This is a genomic window from Pseudomonas sp. ADAK7 (genome assembly GCF_012935675.1).
Classification (GTDB): Bacteria; Pseudomonadota; Gammaproteobacteria; order Pseudomonadales; family Pseudomonadaceae; genus Aquipseudomonas.
Window position 1 is genome coordinate 182,768 of record NZ_CP052861.1, and the last position, 21,408, is coordinate 204,175.

The 21,408-nt window shown below is 59.9% G+C and carries 18 protein-coding genes and 1 pseudogene; 9 read left to right on the forward strand and 10 right to left on the reverse strand.

Annotation, left to right across the window (positions count from 1 at the left end; all coding sequences use genetic code 11):
- Positions 1-79: 79 nt before the first annotated feature.
- Complete coding sequence (locus tag HKK53_RS00950; protein ID WP_169368894.1) at positions 80-1,939, reverse strand: ABC transporter ATP-binding protein; 1,860 nt, start codon at positions 1,937-1,939, stop codon at positions 80-82.
- Positions 1,940-2,410: 471 nt separating this feature from the next.
- On the opposite strand from HKK53_RS00950, the gene HKK53_RS00955 reads away from it, so the two are divergent.
- Positions 2,411-2,779 (forward strand): DUF6124 family protein, encoded by a 369-nt coding sequence (locus HKK53_RS00955; RefSeq protein ID WP_169368895.1) that lies wholly within the window; start codon positions 2,411-2,413, stop codon positions 2,777-2,779.
- Positions 2,780-2,879: 100 nt separating this feature from the next.
- On the opposite strand, the gene HKK53_RS00960 is transcribed toward HKK53_RS00955, so the two are convergent.
- Both HKK53_RS00960 and HKK53_RS00965 read right to left on the reverse strand, forming a co-directional pair.
- Positions 2,880-4,058, reverse strand: a complete 1,179-nt coding sequence (locus tag HKK53_RS00960; protein ID WP_169368896.1) for a trans-sulfuration enzyme family protein — start codon at positions 4,056-4,058, stop codon at positions 2,880-2,882.
- The gene (locus HKK53_RS00965; protein ID WP_169368897.1) at positions 4,055-5,431 is read right to left on the reverse strand and encodes a pyridoxal-phosphate dependent enzyme; all 1,377 of its coding nucleotides are present in this window, start codon (positions 5,429-5,431) and stop codon (positions 4,055-4,057) included. The genes HKK53_RS00960 and HKK53_RS00965 overlap by 4 nt, the downstream gene beginning before the upstream one ends.
- A 238-nt stretch (positions 5,432-5,669) precedes the next feature.
- Between HKK53_RS00965 and HKK53_RS00970 the strand changes: the two genes are divergently transcribed.
- Entirely contained in the window at positions 5,670-6,323 is a 654-nt protein-coding gene (locus HKK53_RS00970) for a peroxiredoxin (protein ID WP_169368898.1), read from the forward strand.
- 208 nt (positions 6,324-6,531) lie between these two features.
- On the opposite strand, the gene HKK53_RS00975 is transcribed toward HKK53_RS00970, so the two are convergent.
- Entirely contained in the window at positions 6,532-6,930 is a 399-nt protein-coding gene (locus tag HKK53_RS00975) for a RidA family protein (protein WP_169368899.1), read from the reverse strand.
- Between the two features lie 131 nt (positions 6,931-7,061).
- On the opposite strand from HKK53_RS00975, the gene HKK53_RS00980 reads away from it, so the two are divergent.
- Positions 7,062-7,988: a LysR family transcriptional regulator gene (locus HKK53_RS00980; RefSeq protein WP_169368900.1), complete on the forward strand. Its 927-nt coding sequence runs from the start codon at positions 7,062-7,064 to the stop codon at positions 7,986-7,988.
- A gap of 170 nt (positions 7,989-8,158) precedes the next feature.
- Here the strand turns inward: HKK53_RS00980 and HKK53_RS00985 are convergent, their stop codons facing one another.
- The 3 genes from HKK53_RS00985 to HKK53_RS00995 all read right to left on the reverse strand — a co-directional run bounded on the left by HKK53_RS00985 (position 8,159) and on the right by HKK53_RS00995 (position 10,862).
- Complete coding sequence (locus tag HKK53_RS00985; RefSeq protein WP_169368901.1) at positions 8,159-8,752, reverse strand: TIGR00730 family Rossman fold protein; 594 nt, start codon at positions 8,750-8,752, stop codon at positions 8,159-8,161.
- A gap of 95 nt (positions 8,753-8,847) precedes the next feature.
- Entirely contained in the window at positions 8,848-10,251 is a 1,404-nt protein-coding gene (gene pdxR / locus HKK53_RS00990) for a MocR-like pyridoxine biosynthesis transcription factor PdxR (protein WP_169368902.1), read from the reverse strand.
- Positions 10,248-10,862, reverse strand: coding sequence for an FMN-dependent NADH-azoreductase (locus HKK53_RS00995; RefSeq protein WP_169368903.1), 615 nt, complete (start codon positions 10,860-10,862; stop codon positions 10,248-10,250). Before HKK53_RS00995 ends, pdxR begins: the two co-directional genes overlap by 4 nt.
- Before the next feature lie 203 nt (positions 10,863-11,065).
- Between HKK53_RS00995 and HKK53_RS01000 the strand changes: the two genes are divergently transcribed.
- Both HKK53_RS01000 and HKK53_RS01005 read left to right on the forward strand, forming a co-directional pair.
- Positions 11,066-11,521: a carboxymuconolactone decarboxylase family protein gene (locus tag HKK53_RS01000; protein ID WP_169368904.1), complete on the forward strand. Its 456-nt coding sequence runs from the start codon at positions 11,066-11,068 to the stop codon at positions 11,519-11,521.
- 57 nt (positions 11,522-11,578) lie between these two features.
- Complete coding sequence (locus tag HKK53_RS01005; RefSeq protein ID WP_133839913.1) at positions 11,579-11,899, forward strand: DMT family transporter; 321 nt, start codon at positions 11,579-11,581, stop codon at positions 11,897-11,899.
- A gap of 6 nt (positions 11,900-11,905) precedes the next feature.
- Here the strand turns inward: HKK53_RS01005 and punR are convergent, their stop codons facing one another.
- Positions 11,906-12,835 (reverse strand): DNA-binding transcriptional activator PunR, encoded by a 930-nt coding sequence (punR, locus tag HKK53_RS01010; protein ID WP_169368905.1) that lies wholly within the window; start codon positions 12,833-12,835, stop codon positions 11,906-11,908.
- Positions 12,836-12,957: 122 nt separating this feature from the next.
- Here punR and punC point away from each other — a divergent pair, with 122 nt between their 5' ends.
- The gene (gene punC / locus HKK53_RS01015) at positions 12,958-14,154 is read left to right on the forward strand and encodes a purine nucleoside transporter PunC (protein ID WP_169368906.1); all 1,197 of its coding nucleotides are present in this window, start codon (positions 12,958-12,960) and stop codon (positions 14,152-14,154) included.
- A 76-nt stretch (positions 14,155-14,230) separates the two neighbouring features.
- On the opposite strand, the pseudogene HKK53_RS01020 reads toward punC, so the two are convergent.
- Positions 14,231-14,506: pseudogene (locus HKK53_RS01020) on the reverse strand (phage infection protein); the annotation flags it as partial.
- A gap of 253 nt (positions 14,507-14,759) precedes the next feature.
- Here HKK53_RS01020 and HKK53_RS01025 point away from each other — a divergent pair.
- Positions 14,760-15,419, forward strand: a complete 660-nt coding sequence (locus tag HKK53_RS01025; RefSeq protein WP_169368908.1) for an HAD hydrolase-like protein — start codon at positions 14,760-14,762, stop codon at positions 15,417-15,419.
- A gap of 59 nt (positions 15,420-15,478) precedes the next feature.
- Here the strand turns inward: HKK53_RS01025 and HKK53_RS01030 are convergent, their stop codons facing one another.
- On the reverse strand, positions 15,479-17,656 hold the full coding sequence (locus tag HKK53_RS01030) for a TonB-dependent siderophore receptor (RefSeq protein WP_169368909.1): 2,178 nt from the start codon (positions 17,654-17,656) through the stop codon (positions 15,479-15,481).
- 422 nt (positions 17,657-18,078) lie between these two features.
- Between HKK53_RS01030 and HKK53_RS01035 the strand changes: the two genes are divergently transcribed.
- Positions 18,079-18,549 carry an anti-virulence regulator CigR family protein gene (locus HKK53_RS01035; RefSeq protein WP_169368910.1) on the forward strand — a complete coding sequence of 157 codons (471 nt, stop codon included), beginning with the start codon at positions 18,079-18,081 and terminating at the stop codon, positions 18,547-18,549.
- Positions 18,550-18,760: 211 nt separating this feature from the next.
- Positions 18,761-21,346 (forward strand): bifunctional diguanylate cyclase/phosphodiesterase, encoded by a 2,586-nt coding sequence (locus HKK53_RS01040; RefSeq protein ID WP_169374151.1) that lies wholly within the window; start codon positions 18,761-18,763, stop codon positions 21,344-21,346.
- The last annotated feature ends 62 nt before the right edge of the window (positions 21,347-21,408 follow it).

Sequence of the window (21,408 nt, forward strand, 5' to 3'; positions counted from 1 at the left end):
TGACTGTCTGCTTCTGGCTGAAAGCACCCCTCACCAAGTAGCGCCGATCATGACGCCCATCGCTCCCCGAACGTCCCACTCAAACCTGATCCAACACCTCAACCACACCCTTATCCTCCCCCAGAAAACCCCCGCTCTGATGCTGCCAAAGCCGCGCATAAACTCCATTCTTCGCCAGCAACTCACTGTGCGTACCCTGTTCGATAATGCGTCCGTCGTCCATGACGATGAGGCGGTCCATGGCGGCGATCGTGGACAGGCGATGGGCGATGGCGATTACGGTTTTGCCTTGCATCATTTCATCGAGGCTTTCCTGGATGGCGACTTCGACTTCCGAGTCCAGCGCGCTGGTGGCTTCGTCCAGCAACAGGATCGGGGCGTTTTTGAGTATGACCCGGGCGATCGCGACGCGTTGGCGCTGGCCGCCTGACAGTTTGATACCGCGTTCACCCACCAGGGTGTCGTAGCCGCTATGGCCTTGGCGGTCGCTGAGTTGGCTGATGAATTCATCGGCCTGGGCATTGGCGGCGGCGTGGCGGATTTGCGCGTCGGTCGCGTCGGGACGGCCGTAGGCGATGTTGTCGCGGATGGAACGGTGGAGCAGGGAGGTGTCCTGCGTGACCATGCCGATGGAGGCGCGCAGGCTGTCTTGCGTCACTTTGGCGATGTTCTGGCCGTCGATGCAAATCTCCCCGCTGTCGACGTCGTAGAAGCGCAGCAGCAGGTTGATCAGCGTGGATTTACCCGCGCCTGAGCGGCCCACCAGGCCGATTTTTTCGCCCGGGCGGATGCTGAGGTTCAGGCCACTGAGCACTTGGCGTTCGCCGTTGTAGTTGAAACTCACATTGTTGAAGGTGACCGCGCCGCCGGAGGTCTGCAGCACGCCCGCATCCGGCGCGTCCTGCACTTTGGTGCCGAGGGTCAGCGTCGCCATGCCATCCTGGGCGGTACCGATGCTTTCGAACAGCGAGGTCATTTGCCACATGATCCAGTTCGACATGCCATTGATCCGCAAGGCCATGGCGGTGATTGCCGCCACGGCGCCGGCGCCGACCGCACCCTGGTGCCACAGCCACAGGGCGTAACCGCCGGCGGCCATGATCAGCGCCACCACCAATGCCTGGTTGACGATCTCGAACTGGCTGACCAAGCGCATCTGCCGGAAGCCGGTTTGCTTGAAGTCCTCCATCGCGGCACGCGCGAAATGCGCTTCGCGATTGGAGTGGGAGAACAGTTTCACCGTGGTGATGTTGGTGTAGGCGTCCGAGATACGCCCGGTCATCATCGAGCGTGCGTTGGCCTGTTCCTGTCCGACTTTCCCCAGCCGGGGCACGAAGTACCACATGGCCAGCCCGAACAATACGAACCAGGCCACGAAGGGCAGGATCAGTTTCAGGGCGAAGCCGCCGGCCAGCGCGATGATCGCGATGAAGTAAACGCCAATCCCCGGGAGGATTTCGATCAGCGTGAACAGCACGTCACGCACGGCCAGCGCCGTCTGCATCACCTTGGTGGTGACGCGTCCGGAAAACTCATCGGAAAAAAACGAAAGGCTTTGTCGCAGCATCAGGCGATGGAAGTCCCAGCGCAGGCGCAACGGCAAATTGATCGCCAATACCTGGTGCTGCACCATCGTGCGCAACGCCACCAGCCCGACGCTGGTCACCATGACAATGCCCATGCCCCACAACACGCGACTTTCCTGCGCCGCCGCTTCACCGCCGGCCTGCCAGGTCGAGAGCAGGTCCACGATCTGCCCGAGGAAGGAAAACAGCCAGGCTTCGTAAATCGACACACCGGCACTGAGCAGCGCCAGCGCAAGGATGTAGCCGCGAGCACCGCGCGTGCAGGCCCACAGAAATCGGGCCAGGCCATCGGGTGGCGGTGGTACCTCGTCGGGAGGGAAGGGGTCGAGCCTTCGTTCAAACACACGAAGCATGGTGGTCTCCAAAACGTTCAAGTTGAGGGAGTTTGCCATTGAACGGTTGTGTTGAGGGTCTGAAGGTTCGCCTTCGCGACGGGCGCTGATGTTTGATGCGCATAAACATGTTTAACGACGATCGTTTAACGACACTCGGTGTTACGTCATAAACGGCTACATCGCCTTGCGCCGTTACCTACGCGTACGCCAGAATCCGCCGGCTTGTGCGGCTGTGGGGTGGGCTATATCGTTTCCGGGTCACTGCAAAACAGTGATCGGGTTTGGTAGCCCGCCTCGTTATCAGTCGCATGGCAACACCTTATGACGTCTCTTTTTTGGGACTCTGTTTTTATGGTGGTCATGCGTGGGGCTCCTTTGTGAGCGCCGGGTTTCCTGATACGACCGGTCTACCAACCCACGCATGGCCGCCACCCAATCGTTTGGTAGCGAGGGTGATGGCTCCTTAAATTCGTATTAGGAGTTCCATCTATGTTCAAAGTTACGCCCAACCCCCCAGATACCAATCCAGTGCCCTACGACGCCTCTTTTGATCTTGATCCCCAAAAGCTGAAAGCGTCGGCCGACCGCGCACTCAAGTTCTACCTCAACCCCGGGGCGACGAAAACGCAGATACCGCCCCGCAAATCCGGCACCTTTTTCACCATCGACGCAGCGGTGGATGACGAAACGTTGCTGGTCGAGGCCTACGACTCGTTGTCATCGGCCCGTGCGATGGTCAACGACCTCATCGAGCTGGCGGACGGCCCGCGACGCCACACCATGCTGGTGCTGCACCGGACGCTGCTGATGGGTGAGCTGGCGGTCAATCGCGTACTGGATAACCACAAGCCCGGCTAATCACCCGGCCCTGTAGGAGCGAAGCTTGCTCGCGAAGGCGTCAGACCTGACACACCGCGTCAACGTTCTTCGCGGGCAAGCCTCGCTCCTACAGTTTCATTCAAATCAACGCCAACGCCTGCGCCAGATCCGCCCGCAAATCCTCCACATCCTCAACCCCCACCGACAACCGCACCAACCCATCACCAATCCCCAACTGCGCCCGCGTCGTCGCCGGAATGCTCGCATGGGTCATGATCGCCGGATGCTCGATCAAACTCTCCACGCCACCCAAGCTCTCGGCCAGGGCGAAGATTTTCACGTTCTCCAGGAAGCGTGTGGCGCCGGCCAGATCAGTGTTCAGGTCAATCGAAATCATCCCGCCAAACCCCCGCATCTGCCGCCGCGCCAGTTCATGCTGCGGATGTGACGGCAGGCCCGGATAGTAGACGCGGGACACTTGCGGCTGGGCTTCCAGCCATTGCGCCAGTTCCAGCGCGTTGCTGCAGTGACGCTCCATGCGCAGGGCCAGGGTTTTCACGCCGCGCAGGGTGAGGAAGGCGTCGAACGGGCCGGAGATCGCGCCGACCGAGTTTTGCAGGAAGCCCAGGCGTTCGGCCAGTTCCGGGTTTTGCCCGACGATGGCGATGCCGCCGATGACGTCGGAGTGGCCGTTGAGGTATTTGGTGGTCGAGTGCACGACGATGTCGAAGCCCAGCTCCAACGGCCGCTGGATCCAGGGGCTGGCGAAGGTGTTGTCGGCGACGCAGATGATGCCGCGGTCGCGGCAGGTGCGGGCGATGGCGCTGAGGTCGGTGAGGCTGAGCAGGGGATTGCTTGGCGTCTCGACCCAGACCATGCGCGTGTCGTCTTGCAGCGAGGCTTCGAAGTTCGCCAGGTTGGTCAGGTCGACGTAGCTGAAGCGATGCCCGGCGCTGCGTTGACGCACCTTGTCAAAGAGGCGGAAGGTGCCGCCGTACAGGTCGTTGCCGGAGACGATGTGCGAGCCGGCGTCGAGCAGTTCGAGCACGGTGGAGATCGCCGCCAGCCCGGAGGCGAAGGCGAAGGCCTGGGTGCCGCCCTCGAGGTCAGCGACGCAACGCTCCAGGGCAAAACGCGTCGGATTGTGCGAGCGCCCGTAATCGAGGCCTTTATGCACGCCGGGGCTCGACTGCAAGTAGGTGGAGTTGGCGTAGATCGGCGGCATCAGCGCTCCGGTGGACGGGTCCGGCACCTGGCCGGCGTGGATCACCCGCGTGGCGAAGGCGCGAGGCGCACCGGTTTCATCGTGCTGACTCATGTAAGGGATCTCCGTAAATGATTGAGTAGGTCGACGCGGGTAATCAGGCCGTGGAAGCCTGAGGCGTCGGCGATGATCGCCACCAGCCCGCGATCGAGTTCGGCTTGCAGTTCAGGCAGGCTGGCGCCGGGCGACAGGGTTTGCACCTTGTCGGTCATCGCGCTGGCCACGGTCAAGCGAAAGTGCGAGGCGTCTTCCTGCATGCCGAGCAGAATGTCCGATTCATCGATCACGCCGACCAGTTGCTTGCCATCCACCAGCACCGGCAGTTGCGACACATCCGCCAGGCGCATGCGCTGGAACGCGGTGAGCAGGGTGTCGTCCGGGCCGACGCTGATTACCCGGCCATCCTCGAAGCGCCGGGAGATCAGGTCGCGCAGGTCGCCGTAGCGTTTGTATTGCAGCAGGCCCTGATCATTCATCCATTGGTCGTTGTAGACCTTCGACAGGTAGCGGGTGCCGGTGTCGCAGACAAAGGTGACCACGCGTTTTGGCTCGGTCTGTTCGCGGCAATAACGCAGCGCTGCGGCGAGCAAAGTGCCGGTCGACGAGCCGCCGAGAATGCCTTCGGCGCGCAGCAGTTGGCGTGCGTGGTCAAAGCTTTCTTCATCGCTGATCGAGTAGGCGTGGCGCACGCTGGAGAGGTCGGTGATCGACGGAATGAAGTCTTCGCCAATACCTTCCACCGCCCATGAGCCGGGCTTGCCGAGGAGGCCGCTGCGGCTGTATTCGGCCATCACCGAACCGACCGGATCGGCCAGGACCATTTCCAGGTCCGGCTGAACACGCTTGAAGAAACGGGTGAGCCCAGTCAGCGTACCGGCCGAGCCGACGCCAACCACTATCGCATCCAGATCATGCTGGGTCTGCGCCCAGATCTCCGGCGCGGTGCTGCATTCGTGGGCCAACGGGTTGGCCGGGTTGTTGAATTGATCGGCGAAGAACGCGTCGGGAATTTCCTTGGCCAGCCGCGCCGCCACATCCTGGTAATACTCGGGATGGCCCTTGCCGACATCGGAGCGGGTGATGTGCACTTCGGCGCCCATGGCCTTCAAGTGCAAGACCTTCTCGGTCGACATCTTGTCCGGCACCACCAGCACCACCCGATAACCCTTGGCCCGGCCAACCAGCGCCAGGCCCAAACCGGTGTTGCCAGCGGTGGCTTCGACGATGGTGCCGCCGGGTTTCAGGCGACCATCGCGCTCGGCGGCATCGATCATCGCCAGGCCGATGCGGTCCTTGATCGAACCGCCGGGGTTCTGCGATTCGAGTTTGAGAAACAGCGTGCACGGGCCGGTATCGAAGCGGCTGACACGCACCAGCGGCGTGTTGCCGATCAGTTCGAGAACGGCGGGGCGGGAGTTGTTTGGCATGGCGTCACCTCCTGTGGGGGTCAGCAACTGGCGGCGGAGTGCCACCTGCCAGTCGCAGGCAAATCACGCTTGGACCATAGGCCGGGTTGACGCCCTCTGCAACCGAGTGTCGCCATTCGGTAAGGGTGCGACGCTGTTACTTGCAGGCTGTCTCCTATACTGATTCGCGTTGATCGGTTCAACGCCGTGCCTGAACGTCGTTGAGCTTCCCTGCGACCTCACAATAAGGAGAACGAACATGGCAATCCGCATTGGCGACGAGGCACCGGACTTTACCGTTGAAAGCACCGAAGGCACGCTGCATTTCCATGAGTGGATCGGTGACAAGTGGGCGATTCTGTTCTCGCACCCCAAGGACTTCACCCCGGTGTGCACCACCGAACTCGGCTACATGGCGCGGCTCAAGCCGGAGTTTGATAAACGCAACACCAAGGTGGTCGGGCTCAGCGTCGACCCGGTCAGTAACCACGCGAGCTGGGCCAAGGACATCGAAGAAACCCAGGGGCATGCGGTCAACTATCCGATGATTGGCGACGAAAACCTGGTGGTGGCCAAGCTCTACGACATGATCCATCCGAACGCCAGCGGCGGCGCGCGGACGGCCGCGGACAACGCCACGGTGCGTTCAGTGTTCATCATCGGGCCGGACAAGAAGGTCAAGGCGATGCTGATCTACCCGATGAGTGCCGGGCGCAATTTTGATGAAGTGCTGCGTCTGCTGGATGCGCTGCAATTGAACGCCAAGCACACCGTGGCGACGCCGGTGAACTGGCGTCCGGGGGAGGACGTGATCATTCCGACGTCGGTGTCCGATGAGGATGCCCGGAAGAAATATCCGGAGGGGTTCAGGACGGTGAAACCTTACCTGCGGACGGTGGCGCAACCGAAGTAACCCACCGCTATCCAGAGTGATGAATACCCTGTGGCGAGGGAGCTTGCTCCCGCTGGGGCGCGAAGCGGCCCCCTTTTTTGGGACTGCTGCGCAGTCCAGCGGGAGCAAGCTCCCTCGCCACAGGTTTTGTGTTGTCAGTGCCACAGGTTTTGTGTTGTCAGTACCACAGGTTTTTTACTGTCAGTACCACAGGTTTGCTGTCATTGGATCAGGTCGCTTCCGGAAGCTTCGCAATCACCTTGATCTCGAAATCAAACCCATACAGCCACGTCACACCCACCCCCGTCAGCGTCGGATGCGGCGCATCCCCCCAAAACTCCGGCACGATCTTCCAGATCGTTTCGAACTTCTCCTCGGGATTGACGATAAACACCGTCACATCAATCACATCATCGAAGGTGCAACCGGCCGCGACCAGGATTGCATTCAGGTTATAGAACGCGAGCCGCACCTGCGCTTCCAGATCGGGTTCGGGCGAGCCGTCCTCGGTGCTGCCGACTTGCCCCGAAACAAACAAAAAGCCATTGGACTTGATCGCCGGCGAATAGCGATTGCGCTCATAAAGCGCCTGGCGTCCAGGCGGAAAAACCACGTCACGCTGAGTCATAAAGTGCCTCCATCGGCAGGTCAACACTGACCCGCAATTACGATGAAGTGACTGTAGGCACTTGCGCCAGCCCGATAAACAAGCAACCTTGGCCATCACTGTTTGTAAATCCCAAACAATCCGGGGCAACAATGGACCGTTTCGATGCGATGCAGGCCTTCGCCCGGGTGGTGGAAACCGGCAGTTTCACCAAGGCCGCCGAAACCTTGCACATGAGCAAAACCAGCGTGACGCAACTGGTGCAGCAGTTGGAGGCGCGGTTGCGGGTCAAATTGCTCAACCGCACCACGCGCAAGGTCAACGTCACCGCCGATGGCGCGGTGTTTTACGAGCGCGTGGTGCGACTGCTGGCGGATATGGACGATGCCGAAACCAGCCTGTCCGGCGCCTCGGTGCAACCCAGGGGCCGCCTGCGAGTGGATGTGCCCAGCCCGCTGGCCCGGCTGATTCTGATGCCGGCATTGCCAGCGTTTCATGCGCGCTACCCGGACATCCAGATCGACATGGGCGTCAGCGATCGTATCGTCGATATCATCGGGGAGAACGTCGATTGCGTGGTGCGCGGCGGCGAGCTCACTGATCAATCGCTGATGGCCCGGCGGGTCGGTGAGCTTCAACTTGGGGTGTTTGCCGCGCCGAGTTACCTGCAACGCCTCGGAACGCCAACGCATCCACGGCAGCTGGAGGATTCCGAACATCGGATCGTTGGCTTCCTGTGGGCGCGCACCGGCAAGGCCTTGCCCTATGTCATGCACAACAACAGCGAGCATCTTCAGATCAAGGGTCGCTACGTGCTGGCGGTCGACGATGGCAATGCCTACCTCGCGGCAGGCCTGGCCGGAATGGGCGTGTTTTGGCTGCCGGACTACATGTCCAAAGGCCCAGAAGCGCGGGGTGAACTGGTGCGCCTGTTCGAGGATTGGCGCCTGGATCCGATGCCGCTTTATGTGGCATTTCCGCCCAACCGGCACATCAGCATCAAGGTGCGGGTGTTCATCGATTGGGTCGCGGAGTTGATGGCGGAGCATGCGCCGGTCACTGGCCCCCAGAAGGCGTAAACCTGTGGCGAGGGAGCTTGCTTGTGGCGAGGGAGCTTGCTCCCGCTCGGCTGCGCAGCAGTCGTGAAACCGTTGCCCTCGGTGTAACTGATACACCTCGGTGGCCGGTTTTGGGGCCGCTTCGCAGCCCAGCGGGAGCAAGCTCCCTCGCCACATGTTCGGTGGTGGGTTCAGGATCTTGTTGGGCCGATCCATTTGTTTACGCTCGGCGGCTGCCACTGTTCCAACGCATCGATCAGCGCCGTTGGATCCGTGTCTAGGATCAGCATTTCGCTGTGCTCGGTTTTCATGAAACCTTCTTTCACCGCATGCTCCAACAGGCTGCGCACCGGGTTGAAGAAGTCGCCAATGTTCAGGCAAGCCACGCCTTTTTGGTGTTCACCCAGTTGCGTCAATGTCGCGACTTCAAACAACTCTTCAAACGTCCCCAGGCCGCCAGGCAAGGCGATAAACGCATCCGCCCATTCACTCATGCGCGTCTTGCGGCTGCGCATGTCGGGTGTCACTTCATGCCGGGTCAGCCCGCTGTGCAGGTGGCCGAGGTCGTGCAAATAGCGGGTGATGACGCCGACCACTTCGCCGCCCTCGGCAAGCACGGCATCGGCCACGACGCCCATCAAACCTTTATCGGTGCCGCCATAAACCAGGCGCAAACCACGTCGGGCAATTTCCCGGCCCAAGGCTTGCGCGCCTTCGGCATACGCCGGGTTGAAGCCATGATTGGAACCGGAAAAAACAGCAATGCTTTGCAGTGGGGAGGGCATCGGATGAGGTCCGTTTGAGGGCTGAGCACCCCATCCTGCCGCCTGTTGGCTCAGCGCAACAGCGCCAAGAATCGAGTGTTCGAGTGGGCCATGGGTTACAACAATTCCAGAATGCGTTGACCGAGGCGTTCGGCGGTGGCTTGCGAATCAATGTTGGCGAACCCAAGCAACAGCGCTGATTCGGTCTGGCCACGGATACTGAAATCGCTCAACGCTTCGGCATAAATCCCCGCCTGCTGCAGACGCTCGACCAGCGCCCGATCGGACTGTTGATCCACCAGCCGCAGAATCAAATGCATGCCCCCCGGCTGCGCATCAATGCGAATGCGCTCGCCCAACACCGCTTTCAACCCCCGCGCCGTCGCCTCCCGGCGTTCCCCATAGAGCTTGCGCATCCGCTGGATATGCCGGGCGAAATGGCCCTCGGTGAGAAACGTCGCGACGATGGCTTGGGTGAGTTCCGGGCAGCCACCAAGGAAAGTCTGGCCGACCTGTTCGAAGCGTTCGACCTGCGCCGGCGGCACGATCAAATACGAAAGGCGGATACCCGGAAACAGTACCTTGCTGAACGTCCCGGCATACAGCACCCGACCCTCGCGATCCAGGCTCTTGAGCGCCGGCAGCGGACGGCTGATGTAGCGGTACTCGCCGTCGTAGTCATCCTCGACAATCCAGGCCTGTTCGCGGCTCGCCCACTCGAGCAATTCCAGGCGACGCGGCAGCGACAGCGACACGCACAAAGGGCTCTGATGAGCCGGCGTGACCACCGCCGCACGGGCGCCCAGCGCATGGCTCACGGCATGCGTCACTTGCATGCCGTCCTGATCGACCGGGACGGGCACGGTCTCAATCTGCAGGTATTCAAGCAACTGGCGAGTCGGCCGGTAACCCGGGTCCTCCACCAGCACGCGGTCGCCCGGTTTGAGCAGCGCATGGGCGATCAACGACAGGCTGTTGCGGTAGCCCGAGGTAATGAACACCTGCGACGGCGAGCAGGTAATGCCCCGCGCCATGTGCAGGTAAGTGGCAATCGCCGTGCGCAACGATTCCAGGCCATACACCGAAGGATTGGCCATGTCCGCCACTTGCGTAGCGCGAACGCAACGGGCGCCGATTTGCGCCCAGATTTTCCGGGGAAAGGCGTCCAGCGCCGGCAGGGCCATTTGAAATGGCAGGATCGGCGCTTTATGCCGGATCGAAGGATTCTCGGCCGGTCGCTGCGCCGCAGAGGAGGGCGCCCGCACGTTGATCCCGGGCGCGACCACCGTACCCGCCTGGCCGCGCGCCTGAATGTAGCCCTCGGCGGTCAGCAGGGAATACGCGGTGTCGATGGTGCCCCGCGCCAGCCCGAGTTCCTTCGCCAACGCCCGGGCCGCCGGAATCCGCTCGCCTGGGGTGAGCGTGCCGTCGGTAATCGCGCCCCGGAACCGCCAGTAGATTTGCCGGTAGATCGGTTCGCTGGACGCCGGGTCCAGGGGTGAAAAAGCTTTGCCAGTCATTGCGCCTCGTTATTCTGGAAATACGCCTGTAGCGCTTGATCTGTTCCGGCCCGCGCCTCAGCAACCGCATCCGGGCCCAGGGCAGTGCCTTCGACCGTGAAGAAATGTAGATCATGCAGCCCGATCATGTTGAGCACGGCTTTCAGGTACGGCGTCAGAAAGTCCGGCTGACGCGCACGCTCCCCGGAAAATCGCCCGCCCGACGCAATCGCCACAAACACCGGGCGATCGGAGAGCATGCTGGTCTTGCCTTGCGCACCGACATTAAACGTCCGCCGCACCCGAGCGACATGATCGATCCAGACCTTCAACGCCGAAGGCACCGTGAAGTTGTGCATCGGCGTACTGATGACCAGCACATCCGCGCTTTTCAATTCATTAATGAGCCATTCGGACTGGATAAAAGAACCGTCTTCAGCGATGTCCTCCAGCGACTGCTGGGAGATCGCGTAGTTCTCATCCACATGCGCAATCCCGCCCGCGCCCACCACCCGGTTGATCACTTCGGCGGTGGGAGTGCGCTTCAATAAATGCCCGATCACGGTTTGCGAAAGCCGATAACTCTCGGACGCTTGCCCGCGCGGGCTGCAGCTGACATGCAGGATGTTCATGGTTGGCTCACTTCAAGGTTATCGATTGAGGTGCCCATGCTACGAAGGTCATGACCTAGCCAAAAGATCCATGAATTGCCTTTGCGGCTGGTCCATGAATACAGCAAGTATGGCCCAGAAAGGAACACAGATCATGGACCTTCAACCCTGGGCCATGACGCCCCACGATGGAGTCCTCCAAACAGCCACTAGAAGGATTCATCATGACTAACCGTATCGACTACGCCAGCGCTTCCCCTGAAGGTTACAAGGCGTTCGGCGGTGTGTACGTCACACTTCAGAAGTCCGGTTTGCCCCACGAACTGATCGATCTGGTGTACCTGCGAGTCTCGCAACTCAACGGCTGCGCCTACTGCATCGACATGCACTCGCGGGATCTTCTTAAACTCGGCGTCAGCGTGGAAAAACTGGTGTTGGTGCCGGTATGGCGCGACTCCGGCGCTGTCTTCAGCACCCGCGAACGCATCGCCCTGGCCTGGGCTGAAACCGTCACGCGGGTGGCCGAAACCGGTGTGCCAGACGCGGACTACCAAGCCACCGCCGCCGAGTTCAACGACAAAGAACTCGCCGACCTCACCTATGCCATCGGCTTGATGAACGCGTTTAACCGCTTCGGCATCACCTTCCGCTCGATCCCTGCGGCAGCCGCCAAGGCCTGAGCCTGATTGGCGAGCGCCGCATCGGTGCTCGCCGACCCAACGAAAGGAACAAACACCATGGCATGGGTACTATTGAGCCTCGCCGGCCTCCTCGAAATCGCCTTCGCCTTTGCGATGAAAGGCTCCGAGGGTTTTACCCGCCTGACCCCGGGACTGATCGCCGCCGCCACCGGCGTGTCGAGTGTGTTTCTGCTGTCACTGGCGCTGAAATCACTGCCCGTGGGCACGGGCTACGCGGTCTGGACCGGGATTGGCGCGGCGGGCACGGCGATTCTGGGCATGGCGATATTGGGCGATGCCGCCACGCCGCTGCGGATTCTCTGCATTGCGCTGATCCTGGGCGGCGTTATCGGGTTGAAGTTGGTGTCGGCGAATTGATCGGCCTCAAATTTCGTCGTCAACGGGCAGCGCGCCATTCAACCATTCCTGATTCATCGTCTCGGCATCGCCCAGATACTCCAGCAACCAGGCCATGGCCGGTGAATGCTTGTTTTGATTCCACGCCACGCACGACGGGCTGGCGGCGAACGGTCGTTGCAGGTTCAGGGCGACCAATTCGCCTTGCTCGATCAGCGGCAGCATCAAGTGCGCTGGCGCCATGCCCACGCACAAACCTTCGCGCAGACAATCCAGAGCCGAGGCCCAATTCGGCACCACCAGCCGCCGCTGATTATCCAGCGACCAGGTATCGCGTTTCGGCAGATGGCGCGAGGTGTCGTTCATGCACAGCGCGGGGTAGGGGCGCAGTTGATCGTCGTCCAGTGGTCCGACCAATGCCGCCAACGGATGCCGGGTGCTGACCACGCACAACCAGTTCAACAGGCCCATGTCGCGAAAGCTGTAATGACTGGCCACCGGCACCGCACTGGTGGCGCCGATCACGATGTCGGTGCGCTCATCGGCGAGGGCGTCCCACACGCCGTTAAACACTTCGTAGCTGAGCAGTAATTCCACATCAGGAAACTGTTTATAAAAATCCAGCACCAGTTGCCGGCAGCGTTGCTGTTTGACGATGGCATCCACCGCGACTTTCAACTGACCGCTCCAGCCATTGGCCACTTGCTGGCACAGGCGCCGGGTGTCGAGCATGGACTTCATCACCCCGCGCGACTGCTCGATAAACAACTTGCCGGCCGGCGTCAGTTCGACATCGCGATGGCGGCGCACAAACAACGGCACCGCCAGCCATTGCTCCAGTTGGCGCACGGTGTAACTGACCGCCGACGGCACGCGGTGCAACTCCTGCGCCGCCGCGCTGAAACTGCCATGCCGGGCCACGGCATCGACGACATCGAGGGAATATTCAGACCACATTCAGTTGCCTTCAAAAATATTGATAAGAACGTCCAATTATTATCGCTTCACAGCAGAAGCTCACCACTCATAATGGCACGCTGCTAACAAATTATTTGATTTGAAGAACCGTTAGGGCGTTGATGAAAAACTCGTTTGGCTTCACCTGTTACCTGATTGGGCTGAGCGTGCTCGGCTACCTGGGCATGGACATGTATCTACCGGCGTTCGGCGTCATCGGCGGCGAACTGCACCTGTCGGCCGGCGCGGTCGGCGCGAGCCTGAGCATCTTCCTCGCCGGATTTGCCGTCGGCCAATTGCTGTGGGGCCCGATGTCCGACCGCATCGGCCGCAAACCCGTGTTGCTGATGGGCTTGAGCCTGTTCGCCCTGGGCTGCCTCGGCATGTTCTGGGTCGAAACCGACGTGCAACTCTGGGCGCTGCGCTTTATCCAGGCCGTCGGTGTGTGTTCGGCGGCTGTCAGCTGGCAAGCGCTGGTGATCGACCGCTACCCGCCCGAGCAAGCCAATCGCCTGTTCGCCGGGATCATCCCACTGATGTCCCTGTCACCCGCACTCGCGCCGTTGCTCGGCGCGCTACTGCTGAATCACTGGGGCTGGCTGTCGATTTTTGCTGTGCTGCTCGGCGTCAGCGTGCTTTTGCTGGTGCCCACGGTGCTGCTCAAAACCACACCGAAACGCCTGACAGCCAACGGCGAACGCTCGCGCATCAGCTTCGGACAACTCCTCAAAACCAAAGCCTTCAGCGGCAACGTCTTGATCTACGCTGCCTGCTCGGCCGCGTTCTTCGCCTGGCTCACCGCCTCACCGTTCATTCTCGGCGGCATGGGCTACAGCCCCAGCGACATCGGCCTGAGCTACGCCCTGCCAACCCTAGGCTTCCTGATCGGCGGCTTCAGCTGCCGCAGCTTGCTGCAACGCATCAGCGGTAACGTCATGCTGCCCTGGCTGATCCTCGCCTACTGCGTGAGCATGGTCGCGCTGTACCTGGTTGCGACATTGACCACGCCGACCCTCACCACATTGCTGATCCCGTTCTGTTTGATGGGCTTGGTCAACGGCGCCAGTTTCCCGATCATCATTACCAACGCACTGACACCCTTTGCGGAAAATTCCGGCAAAGCGGCGGCGCTGCAAAACGCGTTGCAACTCGGTGCGTGCTTTGGGGCGAGTTTGCTGGTGTCGACATGGATCGAGCAGCCGTTGCAGATTGCCGTGGTGGTGATGCTCGGGACAGTGCCGCTGGCGGCGTTGGGGTATTGGATTCAGGGGCGCAAGAGGGTGGCAGCAGAAGGGTTTGAGTTACAAAGAGGGGACTGATTTATTTCTGGTACGAAAAAGCCCGGCTGATTAGGCCGGGCTTTTTGTTGGGTACCACTTTAAAGCCAATCATTTATGCGACGCGGTTTTGGACCAGACGATCAGAACCACCTTCAGCGACGCGATTCTGTTGCAGACGATCCGAGCCACCTTCGGCTACACGATTCTGTTGCAGACGATCCGAGCCACCTTCAGCCACACGATTCTGCTGCAACCGATCCGAGCCACCCTCAGCCACACGACTTTCAATCAACCGATCCGAACCGCCTTCAGCGATCATGGTGTGAGAAGCGGCAAAAGCGTTAACTGCAAAAACCGAGAATGCGATGCTGAGAAGGATTTGGCGTTTCATGATGGTGTGCTCCGGGTGTTATTAGTTGGGTATGGAGCGGATGTTACGCCGGGGATTTTTTATGAGAACTTCATTGACGTGATGGTGACTATCGACGGGAGCGATGGTTGAAACTCAATGAGCCAATGCCACCTTCCGACCATGGATTTCTAACAGCTATTTCAACAATGGAGCAGGTCGCCAATGTGCTTGAAAACGCTATCGGGCGTCAGTCCTTTTGAAAAATCCCCTCCGCTACAGGGAGGCTCCACACGTGGCTGATTGCAACGTCATCATTTTCGATATGGACGGTACCGTCCTCGACTCGGCACCCGGAATCGTTGAGAGCTTGACGTATGCCATACGTCAACTGGGCCATGACTTTATCCCCGACGCGGAGACACAGAAGTTGTTTGGCCCGCCGATGAACCAAGTCGTCGCAGAACTTCTGGCGCCTTTTGCAGATGATCGAATCGACGAGTGCCTCCACTTGTACCGCTCTCACTACAGGGAACAAGGGCTTTACCAAAGCCTTCCGTACGCAGGTATAACCAGGGCGCTCAGCTATTTTTCGGAGCGTAATTATTCGCTCTTCATTGCGACGTCGAAACGACAAGAGTTTGCGGAAAAAATGCTCATCCACAACGGCTTGTTCGATTCTTTTCAGGCGATTTTCGGCACCTCGCCCGACGGCAAACTGGATGACAAAGCTGATCTGGTAAAGACGCTGCTAGCGTCCCTTGCGATGCCACCCTCTGGCGTGTTCATGATTGGCGATAAGCGTGATGACATGCAGGCTGCCCGGCGAAATGCGGTGGTCCCGGTGGGGGCACTTTGGGGCTATGGGGCCGTCGATGAGTTGAAAAACAGTGGCGCTCACGCCCTGGCCGATACGCCCTGGGCATTACCCGGCGTAGTTGACGATCTGCTGTAAAAGTTGAAAGCCAACTCGTGCCGGGCACCGTGATGATCTGCCTTGAACCGCTGCCACAGTCAGAAGCGGTACTTCGCCGTCAACGAGTAGCTACGCGGATTGCCGTAAGTGTCGGTGGAGCCCCAGATCGTGCTGCTGCCAATCGCCGAGTAATAAACGCGGTCGAAGACGTTGTTGGCGTTCACTTGCAGGTCCAGGTGCTTGTTGACCTCATAACCCGCCATCAGGTCGGCCACGGCGTAGCTGCCTTGCTCGACACGGTAGCTGCCATTGGTCACGTCGACGTCGTTATACATACGGCTCTGCCAATAGACGTTGCCACCCACACGCAGTTTTTCCAGCGGCCCCTGGAAGCGGTAGGCGGTCGATAATTTGAACAGATGCTCAGGCGTGTCGGTGTCGAAACGCTGGTTTTCGTTGGCCGGGTCGGTGTCCTTGATGTAGTGGGCACGGGTGTAGGTGTAGCCGGCGCCGATCTGCCAGTTGTCAGTCAGTGCGCCTTGCAGCTCCATATCAATCCCTTGGCTGCGCACCAGGCCTGACGCGTCGTAGCAAGTCAGCACCGGGCAACCCAGTTGCGTGGCGGCTTGGGTGGCGCGGTTTTTCTGGTCGGTCTGGAACACCGCCAGACTGGCGTTGAGGGCGCCGTTGAAGTACTCGCCCTTGATGCCGACTTCGTAGTTTTCCCCCACGATCGGATCAAGCAACTTGCCGGAGAGGTCCTGGTAGGTTTGTGGCGTGAAAATGTCGGTGTAACTGGCGTACACGGAATGGTGGTCATCGAGCTTGTAGATCAGGCCGCCGTAGCGCGTCAGGTTGCGGGTGACCTTGTAGTCCGCGTCTCCCGAGCGGTCGTCGTAGTCATACCAGTCCAGGCGACCGCCGAGAATCAGTGTAAGCGGGTCGGCCAGGCTCAAGCGGGTGGTCAGGTAAACGGCGTCCTGGGTGGTGATGTTGTGGCTTTTACCATCGCGCACAAAGTCCGGTTTCGGCGCGCCGATCGGCAGCCCGGTGTCGTAAGGGCTGTAATCTTTGGTGGTGTTGTCGTAGATGCGTTTGCTGGTGCCGACTACCACTTCATGAGTACGACCGAACGCCTCGACCGGACCGCTGGCGTAGGTGTCGAACGCGGTCTGCTTTTCGTCTTGCCGCGATTGCCAGGCAGTGGTCTCCAGCGGGCCGTTGTAACGCGACAGGTAAGTCCCGGAGAACAAGCCGTCCAGGGTTGAGGTCGAGCCGGCGACGTGCAGTTTCCAATCGTTGTCGAAGCGGTGCTCCACGTCGCCGAACACCGTGTCGACCCGCAGCTTTTTGTTTTCCCAATCGGTGCCAGGGTAGGTGGAGCGGGGCAGGTTCAGGTGGTGACCATCGGTGCCAAGGGGCAAACCACCCCAGAAGAAATTGGTCTGGTCCTCCTGGCGGGAAAAGCCCAAAGACGCGGTAGTGCTGTCGCTCAGATCAGCTTCCGTGATCGCGTAAAACAGGCCGTGATCGCTTTGTTCCTTGTCGCGGAAACTGTCGGCATCCTGATAAGAACCCACCATTCGGCCACGCAAGGTGCCGCTATCGTTCAGCGGACCGGAAGCATCAAACTCACCGCGATAGTCATCCCAACTGCCGGCCGTGCCCGTCAGACTGACCTGCGGGGTAAACGTCGGGCGCTTGCGCACCATGTTAATGGCCGCCGAGGGGTTGCCGGCACCAGTGACCAGGCCGGTCGCGCCGCGAATCACTTCCACGCGGTCAAACATCGCCAGGTTCGGCTGCACGCCCATGGTGTAGCCCGAATAAGAACTGGGCAGACCGTCGTACATGATGTTGTCGATGTCGAAGCCGCGAGAACTGTAGGTCTGACGGCCGGGACCGCTGGACTGGCTGAGGAACAGGCCGGGCGTGTTCTTCACCACATCGTTAATGCTGGTCATGGCCTGATCGTCCATGCGCTGACGGGTAATCACCGTCACCGCCTGCGGCGTTTCACGCATAGTCAGCGGCAACTTGGTCGCGGTCTGCATCGGGCCGGTGGTGTAGGAGCCGGTGCCTTCGGTGGTGGCACCCAGTTGTTCGCTGGTGATGCTCGTGGCATCCAATTCCAGCGTTGTGGGCGGCTGGCGGGTTTCAGCTGCGGCAGGTTGGGATTCGGCGGCGATGGCGGCCTGAGTGCTTGCGATACACATGGCAATGGCCAGAAGACCCGGTGAAAAAGGCGTACGACTTTGCGCTTGATGCCCCAGCATGAAACGGACTCCCCGATAGCCATCCTTGGCGAATAGTAATGATGTTGAGAATTATTCTCGGCAGTGTGGCAGATTGTTTCGGCTCAAAAAACCCCGCAGAGACAGGGGTTTAATGAATTTTTCACATTTACCGAGCGGGTAGGCAGGTGTTACAGAAGGAAAAGTGACCGCTGGAGTTGGCGCAATGTGGAGAGCCGGCTGGTTTATTTCAAGTACGAAAAAAACTGGCTTATCAGGCTGGGCTCTTTGTTGGGCCGCTTTAAAGGCCATCATTTATGCGGTGCGGTTTCGGATCAGACGGTCGGAGCCACTTTCGGCTACGCGTTTCTCCAAAAAAACGATCCGAACCGCCTTCAGCGAGCAACTTCGCCATTAGCGTCTAAATTTCAATGACATGTCCCGCCACACTGAAGGAACGACTCATGTCCAGAATTCGCTCATTGATTGCCGCTATTACTTGCGTTGCTCTGGTCGCCGGGTCCGCGACGGCGTTGGCCGATCCTGGTAATGGCAAGGGTCAGGGAAACGGCAAGGGTAATTCGCAAAACAACCCGGCTCATGGCAACCAGGGGAGTCATGGAAACAAAGGTAAAAATTCCGGCGGCGGCGATTGGGATAACGGTCCAAGCATCAATCACTCAAGCGTGCTTGGGATTGTGGGCGGATACCGCGACTACTGGAGCCCCGGACCTGCGTTGCCACCTGGCATTCAAAAGAACCTTGCGCGCGGTAAGCCTCTGCCACCAGGCATTGCGAAAAAACTGGATGGTCGGTTGAGCGGGCGGCTGCCTCATTACGATGGGTACGAATGGCAGCAAGTGGGCACCGACTTGATCCTGGTCGCTCTGGCAACCGGGCTCATCTACGAAGTGCTCAATGGGGCTTTTGATTGATCCTTGAGTAGCAATCTCCCTCTCGACTTTAATGGGTTGCAATGCGCAAGGGCGAAGACAGGCCAGGACGTCGGCATCCCAAAGGGTGGGCGGATCAGGCGCCAATCACCTCTTCCCCAGCGTGAAGGAATAACGAGATTACTCACTATTCTGTTAACACCGCCGATAGCTTTATATGCAACCGACTCGCCTCCAGCATCAGCGGGAAATTATGCCGAGCAACCTCGCGACTATCGTTCAAACCCTCACCAACCGTTCCAGCGTGTCGCTGGCGCGTACTTCTCTGTTCAAATTTGTGGGGCTGTTGGCCGCTGTTTTTTTACTGGCCAGCGCGTCCCTTATTTATCTAGCGCATGATCTGGACCGCACGGAGGAGGTCGAAAGTGCGTTTTACACGAAGAAGGCGGTGCAATCGCTGGAAAAATCCCTGCGCTCGACCGTCAAGGACTACGCATTTTGGGGGGATGCCTACAAACACCTGCACGCTGAAGTGGACCCTGACTGGGCCTTCGTTCGGCAAAACGTTGGTTCAACGCTTTATACGGATTTCGGATTACAGGGGGTGTTTGTCGTCAACGACGTCAATCGCACTGTTTACTCCGTAATCAAGGGTGAGCTGAAACCCGTTGAAGTCACCGATTGGCTCGACCAGTCAATTGCCGCCATTATCGATAAAGCCCGGGCTGGCGCGGAAACTGAAACGCCGACAACGACCTTTATCAATGTCAGGGGCGTACCGACCCTCGTCGCGGCCGCGGCGATTACACCGGGAACGGACCCGACCGTGGTGGCGGATGACCGGCCGCCGTCGGTATTGGTTTTCGTGGATATGTTGAACAGCACCAAACTTGAACTGATGGGCGACGATTTCGGGGTAGATCGTCTGCACGTCGCTACACCCGACGACGCTGGCGCCACGTCTGTTCTGCCATTGGGCGATGACGGTGCGGCCGGCAGCCTGCGTTGGAACTCGTCAAAGCCCGGCCTGCGCTTATTGGGGATCGGATTGCCATTGATCGGCGTCGCCGCGCTGCTGGTGTGGCTGATGACCTGGGCCATCTTGCGTCGCACCACCGCCGGCGCACTGGCACTCGACACCAGTTACGCATCGCTACAGAGCAGCCAAGACGCCCTCGCCATCAGCGAAGCGCGTTTTCGCGACGTCGTGGAAGCCAGCTCGGACTGGGTATGGGAAATCGATGCTGATTGGCGCCTGACCTTTTTGTCCGAGCGATTTGAAGTGGTTACGGGGCTTTCCAGGGACGCTTGGATCGGTGCGCGGATAGACGATCTGTTGTGCACCGAATTAGGCACGTTATCGCAATGGCTCAGCATCCCGAATCGCCGTCCGGATATCAGCGTCCAGTGCCGATACGTCGACACCAAGGGCCGCGAGCGCATCACTCGCCTATCGGCTCGACAAATGGCCCGGGAAGGATTCCGGGGCACCGCGACCGATGTGACGGAGGAGGTTGAATCCCGTCGGCGCATCGAATTCCTCTCCCAGCATGACGCCTTGACCGGTTTGCCCAACAGGACGCGTCTGCAGGAGTTTCTCGATGGCAAACTCAAGGCGTTGCCGACGGTAGAGCAGCCGCTGATCATGCTCAGCCTGGACCTGGACCGGTTCAAACCGGTCAATGACTTGCTGGGCCATGCGGCCGGTGATTTGGTACTCAATGAAGTCTCCAGCCGCCTGGCGGCCTGCGTGCGCGATGGCGACCTTGTCGCCCGTATCGGTGGGGACGAATTCGTATTGATCCTCACCGACGTGAGCTCCCAGGACGAAGTCGAGGCACTCTGTCATCGCCTGATCGAGTCCATCGAACGGCCTATCGCCATCGAGGAGCAGGAAGTGTTCGTCAGCGCCAGCATCGGCATCGCGATGGCGCCAACCGACGCTTTTGAAGCCGCTGAATTGCTGCGCTACGCGGATATTGCGCTGTACGAGGCCAAGGCCGCCGGTCGCAACACCTGGCGCTTTTACGCCGGTGATATGAACGCCAGGATCATTGAGCGTCGTCGTTTGGAAAGCGACCTGCGTTTCGCCATCAAACACGGTGAGCTGCGCCTGCATTTCCAACCTCGTTATCGTATCGCTGACGGTCAAATGGTCGGTGCCGAAGCGTTGGTGCGCTGGCAACACCCCGAGCGCGGTCTGATCCCACCCGACACGTTTATCCCGATTGCCGAGGAGTCCGGGCTGATTCTCTCCCTGAGCGACTGGGTGCTCAGCACCGCTTGCCGTTGCGCCGCACAGTGGCCGGAAAAACTGTTCGTGTCTGTCAACCTTTCGCCCACCGAGTTCAAGCGCGGCAACCTGGTCGAGCGCCTGCAGAAAACCCTCCACGACTCTGGCATAGACCCCACCCGCGTCGAGCTGGAAATCACCGAAAGCGTCATGCTCGACGATGCCGCCGGCGCACTTGAGCTGATGCACACGCTCAAACGCCTCGGTGTACGGATATCCATGGACGATTTCGGTACCGGGTATTCTTCGCTGAGCTACCTGCGCGCCTTCCCATTCGATGGCCTGAAAATCGACCGCAGCTTTTTGAGCCGACTGGTCGAAAGCGAGGGCGACAAAGCCATTGTCCAAGCCATCGTGGGCCTGGGCCGCGCGTTATCCCTCACCGTGACGGCTGAAGGCGTTGAAACCGCCGAACACCTCAGATTGCTCAAAGCGGTGGCGTGCGACGAAGGCCAAGGCTACTTCCTGAGCCGGCCACTGGATAATGCGGCGTTTGATGCTTTGCTCGACGTCAGTGAGCGTGCGGGTAGCCGAAGCAACGTATGAATCGCAGCGCCTGAATAGGGCTGAATTACTTCAGGCATGAAAAAGCCCGGCTGATCAGGCCG

What these genes read in the sequence shown, in the direction of transcription:
- HKK53_RS00960 (WP_169368896.1), bottom strand. Translation starts at nt 4,058, where the DNA reads ATGAGTCAGCACGATGAAACCGGTGCGCCTCGCGCCTTCGCCACGCGG.
- HKK53_RS00970 (WP_169368898.1), top strand. Translation starts at nt 5,670, where the DNA reads ATGGCAATCCGCATTGGCGACGAGGCACCGGACTTTACCGTTGAAAGC.
- punR (WP_169368905.1), bottom strand. Translation starts at nt 12,835, where the DNA reads ATGTGGTCTGAATATTCCCTCGATGTCGTCGATGCCGTGGCCCGGCAT.
- pdxR (WP_169368902.1), bottom strand. Translation starts at nt 10,251, where the DNA reads ATGACTGGCAAAGCTTTTTCACCCCTGGACCCGGCGTCCAGCGAACCG.
- HKK53_RS00975 (WP_169368899.1), bottom strand. Translation starts at nt 6,930, where the DNA reads ATGACTCAGCGTGACGTGGTTTTTCCGCCTGGACGCCAGGCGCTTTAT.
- HKK53_RS01030 (WP_169368909.1), bottom strand. Translation starts at nt 17,656, where the DNA reads ATGCTGGGGCATCAAGCGCAAAGTCGTACGCCTTTTTCACCGGGTCTT.
- HKK53_RS01000 (WP_169368904.1), top strand. Translation starts at nt 11,066, where the DNA reads ATGACTAACCGTATCGACTACGCCAGCGCTTCCCCTGAAGGTTACAAG.
- HKK53_RS01035 (WP_169368910.1), top strand. Translation starts at nt 18,079, where the DNA reads ATGTCCAGAATTCGCTCATTGATTGCCGCTATTACTTGCGTTGCTCTG.
- HKK53_RS00995 (WP_169368903.1), bottom strand. Translation starts at nt 10,862, where the DNA reads ATGAACATCCTGCATGTCAGCTGCAGCCCGCGCGGGCAAGCGTCCGAG.
- HKK53_RS00950 (WP_169368894.1), bottom strand. Translation starts at nt 1,939, where the DNA reads ATGCTTCGTGTGTTTGAACGAAGGCTCGACCCCTTCCCTCCCGACGAG.
- HKK53_RS01005 (WP_133839913.1), top strand. Translation starts at nt 11,579, where the DNA reads ATGGCATGGGTACTATTGAGCCTCGCCGGCCTCCTCGAAATCGCCTTC.
- HKK53_RS00980 (WP_169368900.1), top strand. Translation starts at nt 7,062, where the DNA reads ATGGACCGTTTCGATGCGATGCAGGCCTTCGCCCGGGTGGTGGAAACC.
- HKK53_RS00965 (WP_169368897.1), bottom strand. Translation starts at nt 5,431, where the DNA reads ATGCCAAACAACTCCCGCCCCGCCGTTCTCGAACTGATCGGCAACACG.
- punC (WP_169368906.1), top strand. Translation starts at nt 12,958, where the DNA reads ATGAAAAACTCGTTTGGCTTCACCTGTTACCTGATTGGGCTGAGCGTG.
- HKK53_RS00955 (WP_169368895.1), top strand. Translation starts at nt 2,411, where the DNA reads ATGTTCAAAGTTACGCCCAACCCCCCAGATACCAATCCAGTGCCCTAC.
- HKK53_RS00985 (WP_169368901.1), bottom strand. Translation starts at nt 8,752, where the DNA reads ATGCCCTCCCCACTGCAAAGCATTGCTGTTTTTTCCGGTTCCAATCAT.
- HKK53_RS01040 (WP_169374151.1), top strand. Translation starts at nt 18,761, where the DNA reads ATGCCGAGCAACCTCGCGACTATCGTTCAAACCCTCACCAACCGTTCC.